This window comes from Roseovarius sp. CAU 1744 (assembly GCF_039839345.1).
Taxonomy (GTDB): Bacteria; Pseudomonadota; Alphaproteobacteria; order Rhodobacterales; family Rhodobacteraceae; genus Roseovarius.
On record NZ_JBDOQV010000013.1, the window covers coordinates 1 to 16,850 of the forward strand.

The 16,850-nt window shown below is 61.7% G+C and carries 16 protein-coding genes; 7 read left to right on the forward strand and 9 right to left on the reverse strand.

Annotated elements, in window-relative coordinates; translation table 11 throughout:
- Positions 1-221: 221 nt before the first annotated feature.
- Positions 222-1,007 carry a hypothetical protein gene (locus AAFO92_RS21620; protein WP_347538860.1) on the forward strand — a complete coding sequence of 262 codons (786 nt, stop codon included), beginning with the start codon at positions 222-224 and terminating at the stop codon, positions 1,005-1,007.
- A 61-nt stretch (positions 1,008-1,068) separates the two neighbouring features.
- Here AAFO92_RS21620 and AAFO92_RS21625 read toward each other — a convergent pair whose 3' ends face one another.
- From AAFO92_RS21625 to AAFO92_RS21665, 9 genes are all read right to left on the reverse strand, one after another.
- A complete protein-coding gene (locus AAFO92_RS21625; RefSeq protein ID WP_347538862.1) occupies positions 1,069-1,701 on the reverse strand; it encodes an XRE family transcriptional regulator in 633 nt (210 codons plus the stop codon).
- Between the two features lie 80 nt (positions 1,702-1,781).
- A complete protein-coding gene (locus AAFO92_RS21630; protein WP_347538864.1) occupies positions 1,782-2,147 on the reverse strand; it encodes a carboxymuconolactone decarboxylase family protein in 366 nt (121 codons plus the stop codon).
- The gene (locus tag AAFO92_RS21635; protein WP_347538866.1) at positions 2,144-2,980 is read right to left on the reverse strand and encodes a TauD/TfdA family dioxygenase; all 837 of its coding nucleotides are present in this window, start codon (positions 2,978-2,980) and stop codon (positions 2,144-2,146) included. Before AAFO92_RS21635 ends, AAFO92_RS21630 begins: the two co-directional genes overlap by 4 nt.
- Positions 2,981-2,984: 4 nt before the next feature.
- Complete coding sequence (locus AAFO92_RS21640) at positions 2,985-4,673, reverse strand: thiamine pyrophosphate-binding protein (RefSeq protein ID WP_347538868.1); 1,689 nt, start codon at positions 4,671-4,673, stop codon at positions 2,985-2,987.
- A 54-nt stretch (positions 4,674-4,727) separates the two neighbouring features.
- Positions 4,728-5,522, reverse strand: a complete 795-nt coding sequence (locus AAFO92_RS21645; RefSeq protein ID WP_347538870.1) for an alpha/beta hydrolase — start codon at positions 5,520-5,522, stop codon at positions 4,728-4,730.
- A gap of 1 nt (position 5,523) precedes the next feature.
- Positions 5,524-6,120 carry an amino acid synthesis family protein gene (locus AAFO92_RS21650; RefSeq protein ID WP_347538872.1) on the reverse strand — a complete coding sequence of 199 codons (597 nt, stop codon included), beginning with the start codon at positions 6,118-6,120 and terminating at the stop codon, positions 5,524-5,526.
- Positions 6,110-7,168 (reverse strand): LLM class flavin-dependent oxidoreductase, encoded by a 1,059-nt coding sequence (locus AAFO92_RS21655; protein ID WP_347538874.1) that lies wholly within the window; start codon positions 7,166-7,168, stop codon positions 6,110-6,112. Before AAFO92_RS21655 ends, AAFO92_RS21650 begins: the two co-directional genes overlap by 11 nt.
- A gap of 13 nt (positions 7,169-7,181) precedes the next feature.
- Entirely contained in the window at positions 7,182-8,345 is a 1,164-nt protein-coding gene (locus AAFO92_RS21660; RefSeq protein ID WP_347538876.1) for an aromatic ring-hydroxylating dioxygenase subunit alpha, read from the reverse strand.
- 13 nt (positions 8,346-8,358) lie between these two features.
- Complete coding sequence (locus tag AAFO92_RS21665; RefSeq protein WP_347538878.1) at positions 8,359-9,837, reverse strand: aldehyde dehydrogenase; 1,479 nt, start codon at positions 9,835-9,837, stop codon at positions 8,359-8,361.
- 124 nt (positions 9,838-9,961) lie between these two features.
- On the opposite strand from AAFO92_RS21665, the gene AAFO92_RS21670 reads away from it, so the two are divergent.
- The 6 genes from AAFO92_RS21670 (at position 9,962) to AAFO92_RS21695 (ending at position 16,840) form a co-directional block, all read left to right on the forward strand.
- Positions 9,962-10,804: a LysR family transcriptional regulator gene (locus AAFO92_RS21670; RefSeq protein WP_347538880.1), complete on the forward strand. Its 843-nt coding sequence runs from the start codon at positions 9,962-9,964 to the stop codon at positions 10,802-10,804.
- A 331-nt stretch (positions 10,805-11,135) separates the two neighbouring features.
- The gene (locus AAFO92_RS21675; protein WP_347538882.1) at positions 11,136-12,086 is read left to right on the forward strand and encodes a glycine betaine ABC transporter substrate-binding protein; all 951 of its coding nucleotides are present in this window, start codon (positions 11,136-11,138) and stop codon (positions 12,084-12,086) included.
- 78 nt (positions 12,087-12,164) lie between these two features.
- Positions 12,165-13,202 carry a glycine betaine/L-proline ABC transporter ATP-binding protein gene (locus tag AAFO92_RS21680; RefSeq protein ID WP_347538884.1) on the forward strand — a complete coding sequence of 346 codons (1,038 nt, stop codon included), beginning with the start codon at positions 12,165-12,167 and terminating at the stop codon, positions 13,200-13,202.
- Positions 13,195-14,784 carry an ABC transporter permease subunit gene (locus tag AAFO92_RS21685; RefSeq protein WP_347538886.1) on the forward strand — a complete coding sequence of 530 codons (1,590 nt, stop codon included), beginning with the start codon at positions 13,195-13,197 and terminating at the stop codon, positions 14,782-14,784. Before AAFO92_RS21680 ends, AAFO92_RS21685 begins: the two co-directional genes overlap by 8 nt.
- Positions 14,785-14,886: 102 nt before the next feature.
- Positions 14,887-15,873 (forward strand): arginase family protein, encoded by a 987-nt coding sequence (locus tag AAFO92_RS21690; RefSeq protein ID WP_347538888.1) that lies wholly within the window; start codon positions 14,887-14,889, stop codon positions 15,871-15,873.
- A gap of 568 nt (positions 15,874-16,441) precedes the next feature.
- Positions 16,442-16,840, forward strand: a complete 399-nt coding sequence (locus tag AAFO92_RS21695; RefSeq protein ID WP_347538890.1) for a DUF4112 domain-containing protein — start codon at positions 16,442-16,444, stop codon at positions 16,838-16,840.
- Positions 16,841-16,850 lie beyond the last annotated feature (10 nt).

Sequence of the window (16,850 nt, forward strand, 5' to 3'; positions counted from 1 at the left end):
ACTCATAGAACAGCGCCGCCTGCGCTTCCTGCTTCGGTCCCATCATGGCTCATTCTCCCGCTCGTTGAGAGAATTGAATCAGCAGTTCATGCACCAATCAAGGAAGAGTTTTTCAACAAAATCAGCCCAAAGCCGACCTTTGAACTACTCATCACATTCTAACGGATTTCTGCACAAATTCTAACTTGGTTTTGCATATCAAAGATATAATTGTGCCCTTCATGGAGAGATATCAATTTTTGCCGAAAGCCAAAGTCGTTATTTCTATCGGCTTAGTCTGTTTTCTTCTAGCGCTTTGGTCAAGCGGCAATGCCCTTGAAGAAGATGAGGATTTACCTGACCCTGATTTCCTCTCGACCAACCTATTTTTTAGTTTGGGCAACGTGGTTGTTTCGGTTCCCGCAGTGTCTATTAAAAGATTGTACGTGCCGCCAGACAACCAAAACCCTCTTCCCAGGTTCCGCAGCAGTTCGGCGTTTGGGACTCCAAGGTGGTTTGAAACACAAGAATATAAGAAGGCAGCGCACGAAATCGCGTCCAATCCTAAAACGCCTGTGGAAGTATCTGCTTTAGAATTGAATTTTGGTTCCTACGGAAGTTACGGTGAGTATCGTATTTCCCGCGAGATTTGCCCAAAACTCACGAAAAAATGGAGCCAAAAAGCTTGTTCGAACCAGTTGCGAAAGGAGCTAAAGCACCTTCCAAACGACTTATTCTTGGTGATTGGTTATGGCATGGAAATATTCAGGCATCATTCTTGGACGGGAATGAAAGATACCACGGTTGGCGACCTGCTAGATACGCTGGAGCCTTTGTCGGACACTGCAAAAATGGCATGTGCCGAAGGTCAAAAGTACTGTCGCGCGGCTTTTTCTATTTCAAAGGTGCTTGTGGCAGTTTGGACTCCAAAATGCACAAAGGATGCAAATGGAGTCTGCGAATTCGACCTCGAAGCGGAGGGGGTGGAAATCGCCAACTTTGTATTCAACGAGCTCGTACAGGAGTGAGAATTCAACGACCGCTTAGTCCGCAAAACGGCCTTTGGTCAAATTTGCTCTGCGAATACCCCTAATGACTGGACTGAGGATAAGAAATCACCGACAGGTAGCGCGCCGGCAGTTTGATCAGCTGGTCCGGCCCGTGCGGCGCGTCAGCGTCGAAAAACAGGCTGTCGCCGGGGCGCAGGTGAAAGCTTTGCTCGCCATAGCGATAGCCAACTTCACCCTCCAGCATGTAGAGCAGTTCGATACCCTCGTGCTGGAAGGTCGGGAAGGTGTCGGATTGCTCGGTCAGGGTGATCAGATAGGGCTCCACCACCACGCCGCTGCTGTTCGCCCCAAGATGACCCAGCAGGTTGTATTGGTGCCCTGCCCGTGTGCCAGCCCGCTCCGTCTCGACCGCATCGCCCGCCTTGACGTGCACCGCCTCGCGGCGCTCCTCAAAACGGCGAAAGAAGGATGTCACCGGCACGCTCAGCGCCGCCGACAGCGCCTGCAGGGTGGTCAGCGAGGCCGAGGTCACGCCATTCTCGATCTTGGACAGCATTCCCACGGACAGGCCCGTCGCCTCGGCCAGATCGGCCACGGTCATGCTGCGCTGACGGCGGAAATCGCGCACCTCGCGGCCAATCGCCACCTCCAGGTTCTTTTCACGCGTATCCCCAACCTTGTGCGGATCCTGACTGAGCTTGCCACTGGCCATAAATTCTTTCCCGTATCCGGCCAGCCGCGGCCGTCAGGCCAAAGTAACCCCTTGCCGAAGCGATGTAAAACAGGGTCCGGTCACAGGCCGGCTTTCTCGCATTCTTCATTCAGGATCGGCGCGGCCAGCGCCATGGAATGAATACCCATGATCGAGGTCAGCTGGATCACTTCGAGGATCTCCGCCTTGGTGGCCCCCTCGCGCAGCGCGTTCTGGATATGCCGGCGCACGCCGGGCGCCCAAAGATGCGTTGTCGCCGCATTGATCGCGATAAAGATAAGCTCTTTGGTCTTCTGCGGCAATGGCCCCTGTTTTTGCGGCACCGCGCGAAACGCCAGAAACGCCTCCAGGTAATCCGGGTCCATCTCGGCCAGCATGTCCCACATCGGGTTCCAGTCCTGGGTCTCGCGCTGCGCCTTGGTCGCGGGATATTTTTCGTCTGTCATGATGCCTCTTGCATTCCAGTGCCGTCGCGACGATCCCGCACCACGGTGATCCGGTTCATGCAGCGGTAGGCCGGCAGGTAATCGGCCACCGCGTAATGCATGGTGCAGCGGTTGTCCCACATCGCCAGATCGCCCGCCTTCCAGCGCCAGCGCACCTGATCCTCGGGCCGGTTCATGTGATTGGCCAGCCAGACCCTGAGGCTGTTCGACTCGTTTGTCGTCAGCCCCAGGATATGGGTCACGAACGCTTCGTTATAGTTCAGGAATTTTCGGCCCGTGACCGGATGCGTGCCGATCAGGGGCCGCACCATGTGGCCGAAGCGCGCCACGGCGCTGTCCAGCTTTTCCTTGCCCGCGAAGGAATTGCGGAAATCGCCCAGGTCATGCACCGCTTCCAACCCTTCAAGATCCGCTTTCATCCCCTCGGGCAGCCGGTCATAGGCCGCGTAATTGCTGGACCACATCGTGTCGCCGCCCACTTCGGGCACCACACGCGCGACGAGGATCGAGGCGAAAGGCTGCACCGCCTTGAAGGTCAGATCGGTATGCCAGCTGTTGGTGTCCGGCGGCGCGCCGCTGTCGTTTTCGAGCTTCACGATCCGCTCGAACCCGTCGACATGCGGATAAAGCGGATGCGGTTCGTCAATCTCGCCAAAGCTTTGCGCCAGCGCCATATGCGCCCGTGGCGTGATCCGGGTATCGCGCAGAAAGATCACCTGGTGCTCCAGCAGCGCCGCGTAGAGCGCGTCCGACACGTGCTCCGGCACTGGCCGGCTCAGGTCCACGCCGGTAATCTCGGCCCCGATCGCCGGTGTAATCCTCTGGGCTTTCATTGCCTCATCCTCCCCGGTGTTTGAAACTGTCCCTTCGGAAAGAGTAGAGCGCCGCGGGGTCCACGTCCGTGTCGATAACGGCAGGTTTGCCGCATTCCAGCGCATCCTCGATCGCCTGAGCCATTTCATCCAGCGTCGTGGCCTTGTAGCCCTTGGCGCCGTAAAGTTCCGCCAGCTTGTCGAAGGGCGGGCTGGAGATATCCGCGCCGATATAACGCTCGCCGAAGAAATCGCGCTGATAGGCTTTCTCGGCACCCCAGCAGCGGTTGTTCATCACCACGGTCACGGTGTTGATCCCGCAATCCACCGCCGTTGAGAGTTCCGACACCGTCATCCCGAACCCGCCATCGCCCATCAGAGAGATGACCGGGCGTTCCGGCGCGGCCAGTTTCAGCCCCAGACCACAGGCGAAGGAGAAGCCGACCAGCCCGAAATCAAGCGGGGTGAACAGCGATTTCGGCTGCCAGTAATTCAGCGCGTCCGTGGCCTGAAGGCACAAGGTTCCCGCATCCATCGTCACGGCGGCATCGCGGGGCATCACATCACGCAATGTCTTGAACAGGCCCGACGGATGGATCGGCATGGCGTCAACCTGCGCCTCGGCGTCGCGTTTCGCCAGATAGGCTTCGCGCTCGGCCTGAAAACCGATCAGCCATTCATCGGCGGCGCCCCGGATGTTGATCCGGCTCAGCGCCTCGCGCAGCTGCGTGGCGACGGTGGGCGCGTCGCCCATGATGCCAATCTCGGCCGGGAAATAGCGGCCGATTGCCGTCGGTTCCAGCTCTACATGGATGATCTTAGCGTCTTTGTTAATGTTATCATAGCTATAGAAGGTAGAATTGAAGCCGATCCGCGTGCCCAGCCCCAGGATCACATCGGCCTCCTTGACCAGCCGCGAGGCCACGATATTGCCGCGCGGGCCCATCTGCCCGGCGTTCAGCGGATGGCCGAAAGGCACCGCGTCGCCATGCCCCGGCGAGGTGACAACCGGGCAGTTGAGCGCCTCGGCCAGGTGCAGGCATTGCGCCGCCCCGCCGGTATTCTTGATCCCGCCCCCGGCGATGATCACCGGGCGGCTGGCGCCCGCCAGCAGCTTGGCCGCCGCCTCGATCGCCCCGGGGGCGCCGCCGGGCGCCGCAAAGGGGCGGTACTGGGCGGGGGTCTGAAACGCGCCAAAGTCGGCCTGGGCCGACAACACGTCGCGCGGCAGGTTCAGCTGCACCGGCCCGCACCGCGGGGCCAGCGCCTCGCGATAGGCCTCGCGCAGCATCTCGGGCACGCGCTCGGCGCTGGTCGCGGTCCAGGTCTTTTTCGTGACCGGCTTGAACAGTGCATCCTGATCGACCTCCTGGAACGCGTCGCGATACCGGTGTCCGCTGGCAAGTGCGCCTGCGATGCTGACCACCGGTGAATAGGCAGCCTTGGCCTGCGCCAGCCCCGTGACAAGGTTGGTCGCCCCCGGCCCGTTCTGACCGGCAAGGATCACCCCCGCCTGACCGCTCATCCGGGCAAACCCGTCGGCCATGTGGGTGCCGGTGCGCTCGTCATGCACGCCGATGAACCGGATGTCGTCAGCGTCGTAGAGCGCGTCGAACATCTCCATCGTGGCCGAGCCGATCAGGCCGAACACATGGGTTGTACCCTCTGCCCGGATCGCCTCGACCGCCGCCTGCCCGCCTGTCATGGTTTTCATGTCGCATTTCCCATCTCTGTCGCGCGTGCCCTGACGGGTCCGCGGCCCTTGCACCTAAAGCACCCGGCCCAGGAACGCCCTGACCGGTTCGGCAAATAACTCGGGGCGCTCGACCAGCCCCATATGCTGCAACGCGGGCAGGATGATTACCTCCGCGCCCTGGATTTCCGACGCGATTGCGTGACTCATCGCCGGGGTCGATCCGCTGTCATTCTCGCAGGTGATCACCAGCGCCGGATGGCTGATGGGTGGCACCGGGCGGATCAGCTCCACGACCCCGGCGGCCAGCACGAACCGGTGCCTGGCGTAATTCTCGTGGTCATTGGCCATCACCACCGCGCGCACCTCGTCCAGCACCTCCGGGTGCGCCTGCCGGAACTCCTCGGTGAACCACCGCGCCAAGGTCGCTTCGATCGTGGCCCCCGGCCCGCCCGCCGACGTGTCGCGCGCACGTTCCTCGACCAGCCTTTGCTGGTCCGCGCCGCGCTCATGCGGCGAATTTAGGATGCACAGCGCCGAGACCCTGTCCGGATGATCCATCGCGCAGCGGCGGTTGATCATGCCGCCCAGCGAAAAGCCAACCAGCGCGGCCTTGTCGATCGCCAATTCGTCCAGCAGCGCGACCAGCTGTTCGCTCAGCACCGTCAGGCTGGGATCGTCCTGCGGCAAGGCGGTGTCGCCATGACCGCAGAGGTCATAGCTCAGCACCCGGAACCTTGTGGCCAGCATCGGGATCATCGCGCGCCAGGTCGCGGCCCGCGTCAGCCCCAACCCGTGGATCAGCGCCACCACCGGCGCGCCCTCGGGTCCCGCCAGATCATAGGCCGTGCCCGCCGTGCTGACAGGCATCTCAGACCCCCGCCGGATTGTCGACGTCGTGACCCATTTCGCGCAGGTCGGTATAGCGGTCGCCGATCCGGTGATTGGGGTGCCCGCCCACGGACGCACCAAGCGCCACGATGATCTCATCCTCGGCGGGCGCGTCGGGCACGCAGGTATGGATGGTCTGGTAATGCGAGCGCCGCCCGCCATCATCCTTGTCCATCAGCGGGATCATCAGCGATGTGCCCGCCGCCCCGCGGGTATTGGTAAAGGCCAGATAGGTCTTGGCACTGACCGCATCACGGAACTGGTTGCCGAACCACAGCGTATGGGTCAGCGCCTGGGCGTGCTCGATCTCACCGCCCATGCCGACGATAGAGGCCTTGCCATATCCCTCAAGCCGGTCACCGGTAACGTTGAGGATCATCTCGGTCAGCAACTTGCCCAGCTCTGGCCCCTGCTCGCGGATCTCGGGGCCCAGATCCTCGACATGGCCGCGTCCGAACCACGGGTTGCGGATAATCGCCAGTGCCGCCACCAGCTGCGTCGGGATCGGCACGTTCTTCCACCCCTCGCGCAGCGTCGTCTGGGTGATCGTCAGGGTACGGCGAATCTCAACCGGCATCGGCCAGCTCCTGTTCTGCGAAGGCCGGCATGACCTTGTCGATGAACAGCCGAAGCGAGCGCTTCTGCTGATCCATGTCCATCCCCATCGAGGCATAGTAGAGGAAGGCATCGACCCCGATCGCCTCGTATTTCTTCAGTTTCTCGATCACCTGGCCGGGGTTGCCGAACATCAGGTTTTCTTCCAGCATCTCGGGATCGACCCGTGCATTGCCGTCCAGCTCTTCCAGCGGTACCCGGTCCGGGAAGCCGTTCCTGACCTCGCCCTTCTTCATCATCAGGTTGCCGAACTGTCCCAGCACGCTGCGGATGGCAGACATCGCATCCCTGCGGTCGCTCTCGCTCTCGTACACCGCGGTATGGCGCATCACCGCCCAGGTGCCGTCGTATTTGCCGCCATTCCGGGCAATCGCGTCATCCAGCCGCGCGCGATAGGTCTCGGCCTCGGAAAACGGCATGGTCAGCGGCCAGCTGAGGATGTTGCATCCATGTTCGACCGCATAGTCGAAGGTGATCGGCGCGCGCGCCGCGACCCAGACCGGCACGTTCTCCTGCACCGGTTTCGGGCAGGAGGTGGCGGTGGGGAAATGCCAGAACTCGCCGTCATGGGCGTAATCGCCCTGCCAGAGTTTCTGCACCACCGGCAGCATCTCCTGCATGTAGCGCCAGCTGTCCTTCTGATCGAGCCCCGGTTTCATCCGGTCGAATTCGCGCTGATAGGCGCCCGACCCGATGCCGAATTCCAGCCGGCCGTCGCTGACCAGGTCCAGCATCGCGGCCTCGCCCGCCAGGTTGATCGGATGCCAATAGGCGGCATTGACCACGCCCACGCCCAGGCGGATATTCTTGGCATGTTCGCCCCACCAGGTCAGAATCTGGAACGGGTTGGGCGCAATCGTCATCTCCAGCGCGTGATGCTCGGCGGCCCAGGCAATCTCGAACCCGGCCGCATCGGCCATTTTGACCATTTCCAGCGTATGGTCGCGCACGGCCTTCATATCCGTACCTTCGTCCATGCGCTCCAGGTTGATAGCAAGCTGAAACTTCATCACTTTCTCCTTGTTAAATTCTGGCGTTTCGCTGTGCGGCCCCGGTCATCCGGTCGGCATACCAGCGTGCGAATTTGATCAGGTTGACCTCCAGCAGCGGCTGCAGCCGCCCCGGCCGCGCATCCGGGCAGCGCAAGCCCCGGTGCTGATCCTCAAGCGCTGGAATATCCTCGCCGATCGCGGCATCCAGGCGGTCGAAATACGCCGCAATACGTGCCTCGGCCCCGGGCAGATCCAGGGTTTCGGCCGGGAAACAGGCGGTTTGCACCACCAGGCAGCGATGCGCGCCCAGCGGATAGGCCTCGTAGACCCAAAGCGCGTCGCGCCCGAGGGCGAAGCTCATGTTCGGAAAGACCCAGGTGTACCGCACGCCCTCGCCCGCGCGCCCCGCCAGCCCGGGCATCGGCGGCAGCGCCTTGTCCTGTTCGGTCTGCAAAAGCCCACCGGTGCCCGCGGTGGCGCCGAACTGGCTGGCAAAGGCGCCCATGGCGGCGTCACCCGGATCGGGTTCGCCATAGACCTCTCCAATCGAATCCGGATGCACGAAGGGCAGGTGGTAATACTCGTTGAAAACCTCCAGGAAGGCTTTCCAGTTGCAATCCACCTCGAAACTCTGCCGCCGGGCCGAGACCAGATCCGCCAGCGGCCATCCCGTATGCAACCCGGCCCATTCGCCCAGCTGTTCATCCAGGTCGGGCGCAGTGTCGTCGAGGCAGACGAAGGCAAAGCCCAGCCGTTCGGCCGCGCGATAAGGGACCAGGCCATGATCTTCGCGTCTGAATCCGGTGGCCTCATCCATTCGCGGGGCTGCCGCCAGCCGCCCGTCCAGATGGTACATCCAGGAATGAAACGGGCAGCGCAGGCCCCGGCAATTTCCTGCGCCGCTGACCAGCCGTGCCGCCCGGTGCCGGCAGGCGTTTGCAAAGGCCCGCAATGTGCCGTCCCTGTCGCGCAGCAGGATGATATTCTGGCCCGCCACGTCAAGCGCGATGAAATCGCCCGGCGTCTTGACCATGTCGGACCGGCCCACCGCGATCCAGGACCGCCGGAACACCGCGTCGATCTCTGCCTCGGCAATCACGTCCGAGGTGTAACATTCAGGCGGCAGGGTCGGCCCGCCATCCGGCTCTTGGCACCCCGCGAGCGTTCCGATCAGATCTTCGCTCAACTGAAACATCGCACCCACCCTCCTAGCGTGCCACGAACTGGCTGCCCAATGGCTCGGACGAGGTGTTCATCCATACTGTCTTGGGTCGCGTATAGTCATACATCGCCTGGAACCCGCTTTCGCGGCCATAGCCCGAATTCTTCATCCCGCCGAATTCCGCAATGGGCGAGACGGCACGGTAGGTATTGACCCAGACGATCCCGGCCCGCACCGCGCGGCTCATCCGCAACGCACGCGCTGAATCGCGGGTGAAAATGCCCGCCGCAAGGCCGTGCTCGGTATCATTGGCCAGCGCCAGGGCCTCTTCTTCGGTCCTGAAGCGCAAGACGCTGAGGACCGGGCCGAAAAGCTCCGTGTCGACGATCTCAAGCTGCGGTCCGGGGCAGTCGATGATCGTGGGCTCGTAGAACATGTCGCTTGCCTGCCCCTTGGCCCGCTTGCCGCCGCAGAGCAGCTTGCCGCCCTCTTCGACCGCCTTCGCCACCTGCCGTTCGATATTTTCAAGCTGGCCATAGGTGCACAGTGGCCCCATCTCGGTTTCTTCCAGCATCGGATCGCCGATCTTGGCGTTCTGCGCGATCTCCACCATCCGGGCAAGGAACTCATCGGCGATGTCGGCGTGCACGATCAGCCGGGAGCCCGCGACGCATGACTGCCCCGAGGCCGCGAAAATGCCCGAGACCGAGCCATTGACAGCGCTTTCCATGTCGGCGTCGGCAAAGACGATGAACGGCGACTTGCCGCCCAGCTCCAACGAGACCTCGGCGAAATTGCTGGTCGAATTGTTCAGGATGTGCCGGGCCGCCACCGGCCCGCCGGTGAAGGAAATCCGCGCAACCAGGGGGTGGCTGGTCAGCACCTTGCCGCAGGGGTCCGCATGGCCGGTGACGATGTTGATCACGCCATCCGGAATACCTGCCTCGGCAAAGAGCCGCCCGAATTCCAGGATCACCGCCGGGGCAAACTCGGATGTCTTCAGCACCACCGTGTTGCCGGCCGCCAACGCCGGGCCGATCTTGACCGCCGTCAGGAACATCTGGCTGTTCCAGGGAACGATCGCGGCCACCACGCCCAGAGGCTCTCGGTCGGTAAAGACGAACATGTCGGGCTTGTCGATCGGCAGCGTCTCGCCATGCACCTTGTCGGCGGCACCGGCGTAGAAATGCAGGAACTCGGCGATGTATTTCGCCTGCCAGCGGGTTTCCTTGAGCATCTTGCCGGTGTCGCGGGTTTCCACCTCGCCGAAATACTCCGAGCGGTCCGCCAGCAGGTCCGCCAGGCGGCGCAGGCAATGGCCCCGCTCGGTCGCCGTCATCTTTGCCCAGGGCCCCTCGTAGCACGCCCGGTGCGCTGCCCGCACGGCACGGTCCACGTCCTCGGCCGTCGCCTCGGGCACCACTGCCCAGTCTGCGCCGGTGGCCGGGTTCAAGGTGGAAAACGTGCCGCCATCGCTGGCATCCACCCAGGCCCCGTCAATCAGCATCTGATACGTCTTGGTCATGCGCTCCGTGGTCTTTTCACTCGGTTATCTTGTGGCAGGTTCGAAACTGACAGATTCCCACACTTCTTGAAAACGAAATATTTTGCGCCATAAATGCGAAAACTTTGTATTGAGAGTCGCCAGAATGAACATCACTTCGCTTCAGACCTTCATCGCCATCGTCGAAACCGGCAGCCTTGTACGCGCGTCGCAGAAAATGAACGTGACCCAGTCCACCGTCACGGCCCGGCTTAAAACGCTTGAGGAAGAGCTGGGCCAGACACTGCTCAACCGCCAGAAATCCGGCACGACGCTGACGCCCGCGGGGGCGAAACTTCTGCGTTACGCGCGGGTGATGACGGGGCTCTGGCGCCAGGCGCGGTATGAAACCGCCCTGCCCGATGGGCTGAGCTCGGTCTGTACCTTCGGCTGCGATCCGGGGCTGTGGTACGGGCCCGGCAAGGCGTTCTTCGAAGGCGTCACATCCGGCGACCCGGAAATGGCCGTCTCGGTCCATCAGGGCAACGCACGCGATCTTGAGGAATGGCTGGGCGCGGGCCTTGTCGACGTGATCCTGACCTATGACGCCACCACCCGCGGCAATCAGACCGTGCACGCCCTGCCACCCGAGGAACTGGCGCTGTATTCCGACAAACCGGACACCCCGATCCGCGGCACCGGAACCTATATCTTCGTCGATCATGGCGAGGATTACCGCCGCGCGCATGGCGAGACCTACCATGACACCGGCATCGCCCGGATCAGTTTTGACAGCAGCCGCTGGGCGCTGGAACACCTGCTGGCGCGGGGCGGCTCGGCCTACCTGCCGCGGGCGCTGGCCGATCCGCTGGTAACGCAGGGCCTGCTACACGAGCTGACCGAGGCGCCGGTTTATTTGCGCAAGAAGAACCTGATCGTGAACGACACCGCCGAAAAGAACTGGCGCTGGTTTCCGCCGCTGATGGCGCGACTGCGTCAGCAGGGCTGACCGGGCGCCGTTTGCGGCCATCTTGCGGACAAGCTGAAATCCCGTTTTCGGTAGTCTAAAAAAGCCGCACGATACATGCAAAAATTTTTACTTTTCATCGGGGGTGTGTTTTGAAACACTCAACCTCGCCGCAACGGTTCTCGCAACGGGAGGTCGGGAACAGCGCCAGCCAGGCCGCATCGAGAGCAACAACCGGCTGATCCCGGTTTCGTCGGCAGTCTGGACTTATCATGGCGCGATATCTGGTCCTAACAACCGACGAAAAAGTCGGACACTTAACTACCGCAAAACAAGATCCGGAAACGGGACATCAACAAGGGAGAATACCATAATGAAGAAACTCACAGCCCTCATGACCGGTACAGCCATCGCTGTGGCCGCGCCCGCGATGGCCGCCGACATCGTGATTGGCGTGCCGAACTGGCCGTCGGTCAATGCCACGGCGCATATCCTGAAAGTGGCCATCGAACAGAATATGGGGCTCGAAGTCGAGCTTCAGAACGGCACCAACCCGATCGTGTTCGAGGCGATGGATTCAGGCGCGATGCATGTCCACCCCGAGGTCTGGATGCCCAACCAGAAGAACCTGCACGACACCTATGTGCAGGAAAAGGGCACCGTCGCCATGAACCCCAACGGGGTCGAGGCGTTCCAGGGCATGTGCGTGGATCAGGCGACTGCCGATGAACACGGCATCACCTCGATCGACGACCTGACCAACCCCGACATCGCCGCACTGTTCGACAGCAATGGCGACGGCACCGGCGAACTGTGGATCGGCGCGCCCGGCTGGGCCTCGACCAACGTGGAAAAGATCCGCGCCAAGTCCTACGGCTATGACCAGACGATGGAACTGACCGAGATCGACGAGACCGTGGCCTATGCCAATCTCGATAACGCGATCAAGGCGGGCGATCCCTGGGCGGGCTTCTGCTATACCCCGCATTACGTCTTTGCGCTGCATGACATGCAGATCCTCGAAGAGCCGGCCTACGACGCATCGAAGTGGAACGTGACCCAGCCCACCGACGATCCCAACTGGCTTGAGATCTCCGACGCGCCGGTGGCCTGGGATCTGGCCTATCTGCACGTGCATTACGCCAAGTCGCTGGAGGAATCGCATCCCGACGTGGCCAAGATGCTGTCCAACGTCAAGTTCGACACCGACACCGTCTCGGCGATGACCTATGCGCTGGTGATCGACAAGACGGAGCCGCTGGCCTACGCCGAACAATGGGTGTCCGAGAACGAAGACGCCGTTCTGGGCTGGATGTCAGAGTGATCCGCGCCATCCGGTAATGACAGTCCGACAGGCCGCCGCGCTTTCGCCGGCGGCCTGCGGCATATCAAGGGGATGGAAATGACCGAAACAGTCGTCAAGCTGACGGATGTCTGGAAGATTTTCGGCACCCGCGCCGACGAGGCCATGGCCGCCGTGAAAGCGGAAGGCATCGGCAAGCCCGAAGTGCTCAGCCGGTTCGGCTGCGTTGTCGGTGTCCAGGGCGCCACGTTCGATGTGCCGCGGGGCGAGATCTTCTGCATCATGGGCCTCTCGGGCTCGGGCAAATCCACGCTGGTGCGCCACGTGAACCGGCTGATCGAACCGACGGCGGGCAAGATCGAAATCATGGGCCGGGATGTCTCGGCCATTTCCGAGACTGAGCTGCGCCGCATCCGCGCCCAGCAGATCGGCATGGTGTTCCAGCACATGGCACTGATGCCGCACCGCTCGGTCCGCGATAACGTCGCCTACCCGCTGGAAATCCGCAAAGTGTCCAAATCCAAACGCTGGGCGGTGTCGGATCACGCGCTTGGTCTGGTCGACCTCACCGGCTACGAGGACCGCCTGCCCAAGGAACTGTCGGGCGGGATGCAGCAACGCGTCGGTATCGCCCGCGCGCTGGCCTCGGACCCGGAAATCCTGCTGATGGACGAACCCTTCTCGGCGCTCGACCCGCTTATCCGCCTGCAGTTGCAGGACCAGTTCAAGGCGCTGGTGGCGCAGCTGAAGAAGACCACGCTTTTCATCACCCATGACCTTGATGAGGCAATCCGCATCGGCCACCGCATCGCGATCATGAAGGACGGCGTGATCGTGCAGATCGGCACGCCCGAGGATATCGTGATGAACCCGGCGGACGAATATGTGCGCGAATTCGTACAGGGCATTTCCAAGCTCAAGCTGGTCAAGGCCCACTCGATCATGGAGCCGCTGGAGAGCCACAAGGGCGATCTGAACGGCGCCCCGCGCGCCGATCACGGCGCCGATCTGGACCAGCTCATCGACCTTGCCGTCACTACCGAACAGCCCGTCGTCATCACCGATAGCGGCACGGATGTGGGCATCGTCACCAAACCGCGCCTGCTGCGCGGCATCCAGGGGGGCAAAGATGACTGATACCGCCACCGAACTCAAAGTCACCGCCGCCTCGGATATCGAGGTCGACCGCGACGCGCTGGACAGCTCGATCCGGGAATTCGCGCAAGTGAACGGTGACTACTACATCGGCGCCTTTCACAAGATTCACGACGCCACCGGTCTGCTGCCCAACACGTTCAACCTGTGGGCCGCCGTGCTGGGCCCGCTCTGGGCCGCCAGCCGCGCCATCTGGGGCATGTTCTGGACCTTCCTCATCCTCGAAGTCATCGCCTGGGTTCAGATCGGCCGCGGCTGGTGGGGAAATCCCGGCGCCGACATGGCCGAACGTGCCGCCCGCCAGAGCGCCCGCGCACAGGAGCTGCTGGACAAGGCCGCCGCCGCGACCGAACAGGCCGATATCGACCGGTTCAACAAGCTGGCGGCCAACATCCAGTCTGCCGCCGACAAGAGCATAGCCCAGGCCGAGGCAGCACAGGCCGAAGCCTTCAGCATCATGCTGTCGGGATTCCTGCTGCTGCTGATCTTCAAATTGGTACAGGGTTTCTACGCCGACCGCGCCTACGAAAAGCAATATTCGCAATGGCGGATCGACCCGGACGGCACCGAAAGCGGTCGCTCGCAGCGCAACACGATGATGGGCGCGGTCCTCGCCGCCGCTATCGGTCCGCTGATCGTCTACAAGTTCACGGTGAACAAATCGCTCGCACTGCTCGAACAGTTTCCCGAAGATCGCGCCTCGGCCCTCATTCTGGGCGAAGGCAACGGCACGCTGTTCTCGCGGGTCGCCAGCTGGATGGAGGCCCGGATCGACGCCGCCGCCGCGGCCGGAGGCGATATCTTTGACGGGATCGTCTACGGTGTTCGCGTCGTGCTTGATACCTTGACCGTTGCGCTCAACGGCTCACCCTGGCCGGTGGTCATGCTGGTAATCGCCGTCACCGCCTGGCGCGCCGCCGGGCCGCGCGTTGCGATCTTCACCGTCGCCGCGATGGCCTACACGGCCCTTCTGGGCTATTGGGAGATCGCGATGGAAACCGTCGCCCTCGTCGGCGCCTCGGTCATCCTTTGCGTGGTGATCGGTATTCCGCTGGGCATCTGGTTTGGTAAATCCCGCCGCGCCTACAAGGCGGCCGAACCGGTCCTTGACCTGATGCAGACCCTGCCCGCCTTCGTCTACCTGATCCCGATCATCGCCTTTTTCGGCACCGGAAACCCGCCGGGTATCCTGGCCACGATCATCTTCGGGATGCCGCCGGTGATCCGCCTGACCGCGCTTGGCATGCGCGGCGTGCCCGAAAGCATCAAGGAGGCCGCCGTGGCCTTTGGTGCGTCGAAATGGCAGTTGCTCAAGGATGTGGAGATCCCCCTCGCCCTGCCCTCAATCATGACCGGGGTGAACCAGACGATCCTGATGTGCCTCTCCATGGTGGTGATCATCTCGCTGATCGGCGGCGGGGGCTTGGGCAAGGAAATTCTCGAGGCGCTGCAATACGCCGCCAAGGGGCCTGGCCTTCTGGGAGGCTTTGCCATCCTCTTCCTCGCGATGGTGATGGACCGCATTGTCCAGGGCGCCTTCCGCCGCGAGGATCAGAAGGACTGACACATCATCGACCGGCCCGGCCTTCCACCGCCGGACCGGCCCCTTTCATCGTTCTGGTAAATACTCATTCCCCCGCGGCTATTACCAAGAGGAACATCTGATATGACCGACCCTTATCAGAAATCCATGATGGACAACCTCTACTGGTGGGGCATCCCCACCATGTTCCGTTGCCCCAACGAAGGCCCGGAAAACAAGGACATCGTGCTGGTCGGCGTGCCCCATTCCACCGGCAACGGCACCACCGAGCGCGACCAGCATCTTGGCCCGCGCGCTCTGCGCCATGTCTCGGCCGTGCAGCGGCGCGTACATTCGGCATTCGGCATAGACCCCTGGAACAGCTGTAAAATTTCCGATATGGGCGACGTGCCCTTTCCCCGCGCCAATGATAACGAACACTGCATCCAGCAGATCACCGACTTCTACAAGGCGATTGATCAGGCCGGCGCGCGGCCGGTATCCGTGGGCGGCGACCATTCCATCACCGGCGGCATCGTGCAGGCGCTTGGGCGTGGAACCCTCGCGCAGAATGAACCGGTCAGCTTCCTGCATCTGGACGCGCATACGGATGTCTTTACCAAGGTGGATCATTTCCTGGGCGCCAGAAAATCCGCGGCCCACTGGGGGGCCTACCTGGCCGACCAGGGGCAGGTCGATCCGACCCGCTCGATGCAGATCGGCCTGCGCGGTCACCCCCGCAGCCTCGACTGGCTACAGCCGTCATATGACTATGGCTACAACATTGTTACCATGAAGGAATTCCGCGAACGCGGCCTTGCCGACGTGGTAGCACAAACACGCGAAACCCTAGGCGACAGACCGATTTACATCACATTTGATCTGGATTGTCTGGATCCAACCGTCGCCCCTGCCGTCTCGAATCTGGAGCCGGGCGAAAAGGGGTTCGATATTGACGAGGCCGTTGGCATCCTGCGCGCCGCCCGCGGGCTGAACATCATCGGCGGCGATGTGGTCTGCATGATGCCCACCAAGGATTCTCCCAACAATATCACGGCTTTGACCGCCGCCGCCGTGATGTTCGAGATGATCTCAATGATTGCGGAAAATTGCGCGTCGAAGCCACTTTGAGCAAGTAAATTTCGCCCTGAATTCCCTGCCGACATTCCCACCAGCGCACCGATCCCCGGATCAGGGAATTGTGTCAATTGCGTAACGAATTGCAAACATGTAATAAAACTTGTCTGGTTTCGGCCGTACTATTGGCGCAATATTAAGTCACTGTCTGCGAATGTACTTAGTGATGGGCTCTGTTCAGCCCGACTTGGCTGAATAGCTGCCCCAGGAAAATTGGAGCAGAACTATGGCAACAGCCACCCCTCCCAGCCCGCCCGTCAAGGACGAGACGAAACCGACGAGCATGGCGGTTCAACCGCCGCCGGGAACGTATAAACCCAAGCCAAAACCAATTACCTTTACGGATTTTGCCAGTATCTGACCGGCATGTATTGATTTTGGACGAGTGATGGCGCTGGTATTTGCGTCAACCTGACCGAAAGGAAATTCGGCGGGACTGGATTAGGTAACGCCTGTAGTGCATTGATGCATATACCTTATTCATTACTTCCTTGATTCGGCGACATCGGATTCCCACACACCATCACTAAAACAACTCCATCAGCATACATATGTATACTGTATGGAGGAGACGTTTCAGCAGGATATCGACACCGAACTGGCGCATCTGAAACTGGTGGCACGCCGGCTGGATGCGCTGTTTCGCATCCCCGGAACGCGGCTGACCGTCGGGATCGACAACATCCTGGGTTTCATCCCGGTGATCGGAGACGCCGCGGCGCTGGTACCGGCCCTCTGGCTGGTCTGGAAAGGGCGCCAGCTGGGCGCGACACCTGGCGCGCAGTTTGTCATGCTGGCAAACCTGGCGATCGACGTGATCTTCGGCTCGGTCCCGCTGGTCGGCGATCTGTTCGACATCGCCTATAATGCGAATATCAGGAACATGCGCCTGCTTGAGGCCAACCTGGCCAAACGCACCAGCCGTGCCCAGACTGTTGCGCCAACGGAGCTGACACCATGAAAAAGGCGGC

What these genes read in the sequence shown, in the direction of transcription:
- AAFO92_RS21620 (WP_347538860.1), top strand. Translation starts at nt 222, where the DNA reads ATGGAGAGATATCAATTTTTGCCGAAAGCCAAAGTCGTTATTTCTATC.
- AAFO92_RS21625 (WP_347538862.1), bottom strand. Translation starts at nt 1,701, where the DNA reads ATGGCCAGTGGCAAGCTCAGTCAGGATCCGCACAAGGTTGGGGATACG.
- AAFO92_RS21630 (WP_347538864.1), bottom strand. Translation starts at nt 2,147, where the DNA reads ATGACAGACGAAAAATATCCCGCGACCAAGGCGCAGCGCGAGACCCAG.
- AAFO92_RS21635 (WP_347538866.1), bottom strand. Translation starts at nt 2,980, where the DNA reads ATGAAAGCCCAGAGGATTACACCGGCGATCGGGGCCGAGATTACCGGC.
- AAFO92_RS21640 (WP_347538868.1), bottom strand. Translation starts at nt 4,673, where the DNA reads ATGAAAACCATGACAGGCGGGCAGGCGGCGGTCGAGGCGATCCGGGCA.
- AAFO92_RS21645 (WP_347538870.1), bottom strand. Translation starts at nt 5,522, where the DNA reads ATGCCTGTCAGCACGGCGGGCACGGCCTATGATCTGGCGGGACCCGAG.
- AAFO92_RS21650 (WP_347538872.1), bottom strand. Translation starts at nt 6,120, where the DNA reads ATGCCGGTTGAGATTCGCCGTACCCTGACGATCACCCAGACGACGCTG.
- AAFO92_RS21655 (WP_347538874.1), bottom strand. Translation starts at nt 7,168, where the DNA reads ATGAAGTTTCAGCTTGCTATCAACCTGGAGCGCATGGACGAAGGTACG.
- AAFO92_RS21660 (WP_347538876.1), bottom strand. Translation starts at nt 8,345, where the DNA reads ATGTTTCAGTTGAGCGAAGATCTGATCGGAACGCTCGCGGGGTGCCAA.
- AAFO92_RS21665 (WP_347538878.1), bottom strand. Translation starts at nt 9,837, where the DNA reads ATGACCAAGACGTATCAGATGCTGATTGACGGGGCCTGGGTGGATGCC.
- AAFO92_RS21670 (WP_347538880.1), top strand. Translation starts at nt 9,962, where the DNA reads ATGAACATCACTTCGCTTCAGACCTTCATCGCCATCGTCGAAACCGGC.
- AAFO92_RS21675 (WP_347538882.1), top strand. Translation starts at nt 11,136, where the DNA reads ATGAAGAAACTCACAGCCCTCATGACCGGTACAGCCATCGCTGTGGCC.
- AAFO92_RS21680 (WP_347538884.1), top strand. Translation starts at nt 12,165, where the DNA reads ATGACCGAAACAGTCGTCAAGCTGACGGATGTCTGGAAGATTTTCGGC.
- AAFO92_RS21685 (WP_347538886.1), top strand. Translation starts at nt 13,195, where the DNA reads ATGACTGATACCGCCACCGAACTCAAAGTCACCGCCGCCTCGGATATC.
- AAFO92_RS21690 (WP_347538888.1), top strand. Translation starts at nt 14,887, where the DNA reads ATGACCGACCCTTATCAGAAATCCATGATGGACAACCTCTACTGGTGG.
- AAFO92_RS21695 (WP_347538890.1), top strand. Translation starts at nt 16,442, where the DNA reads ATGGAGGAGACGTTTCAGCAGGATATCGACACCGAACTGGCGCATCTG.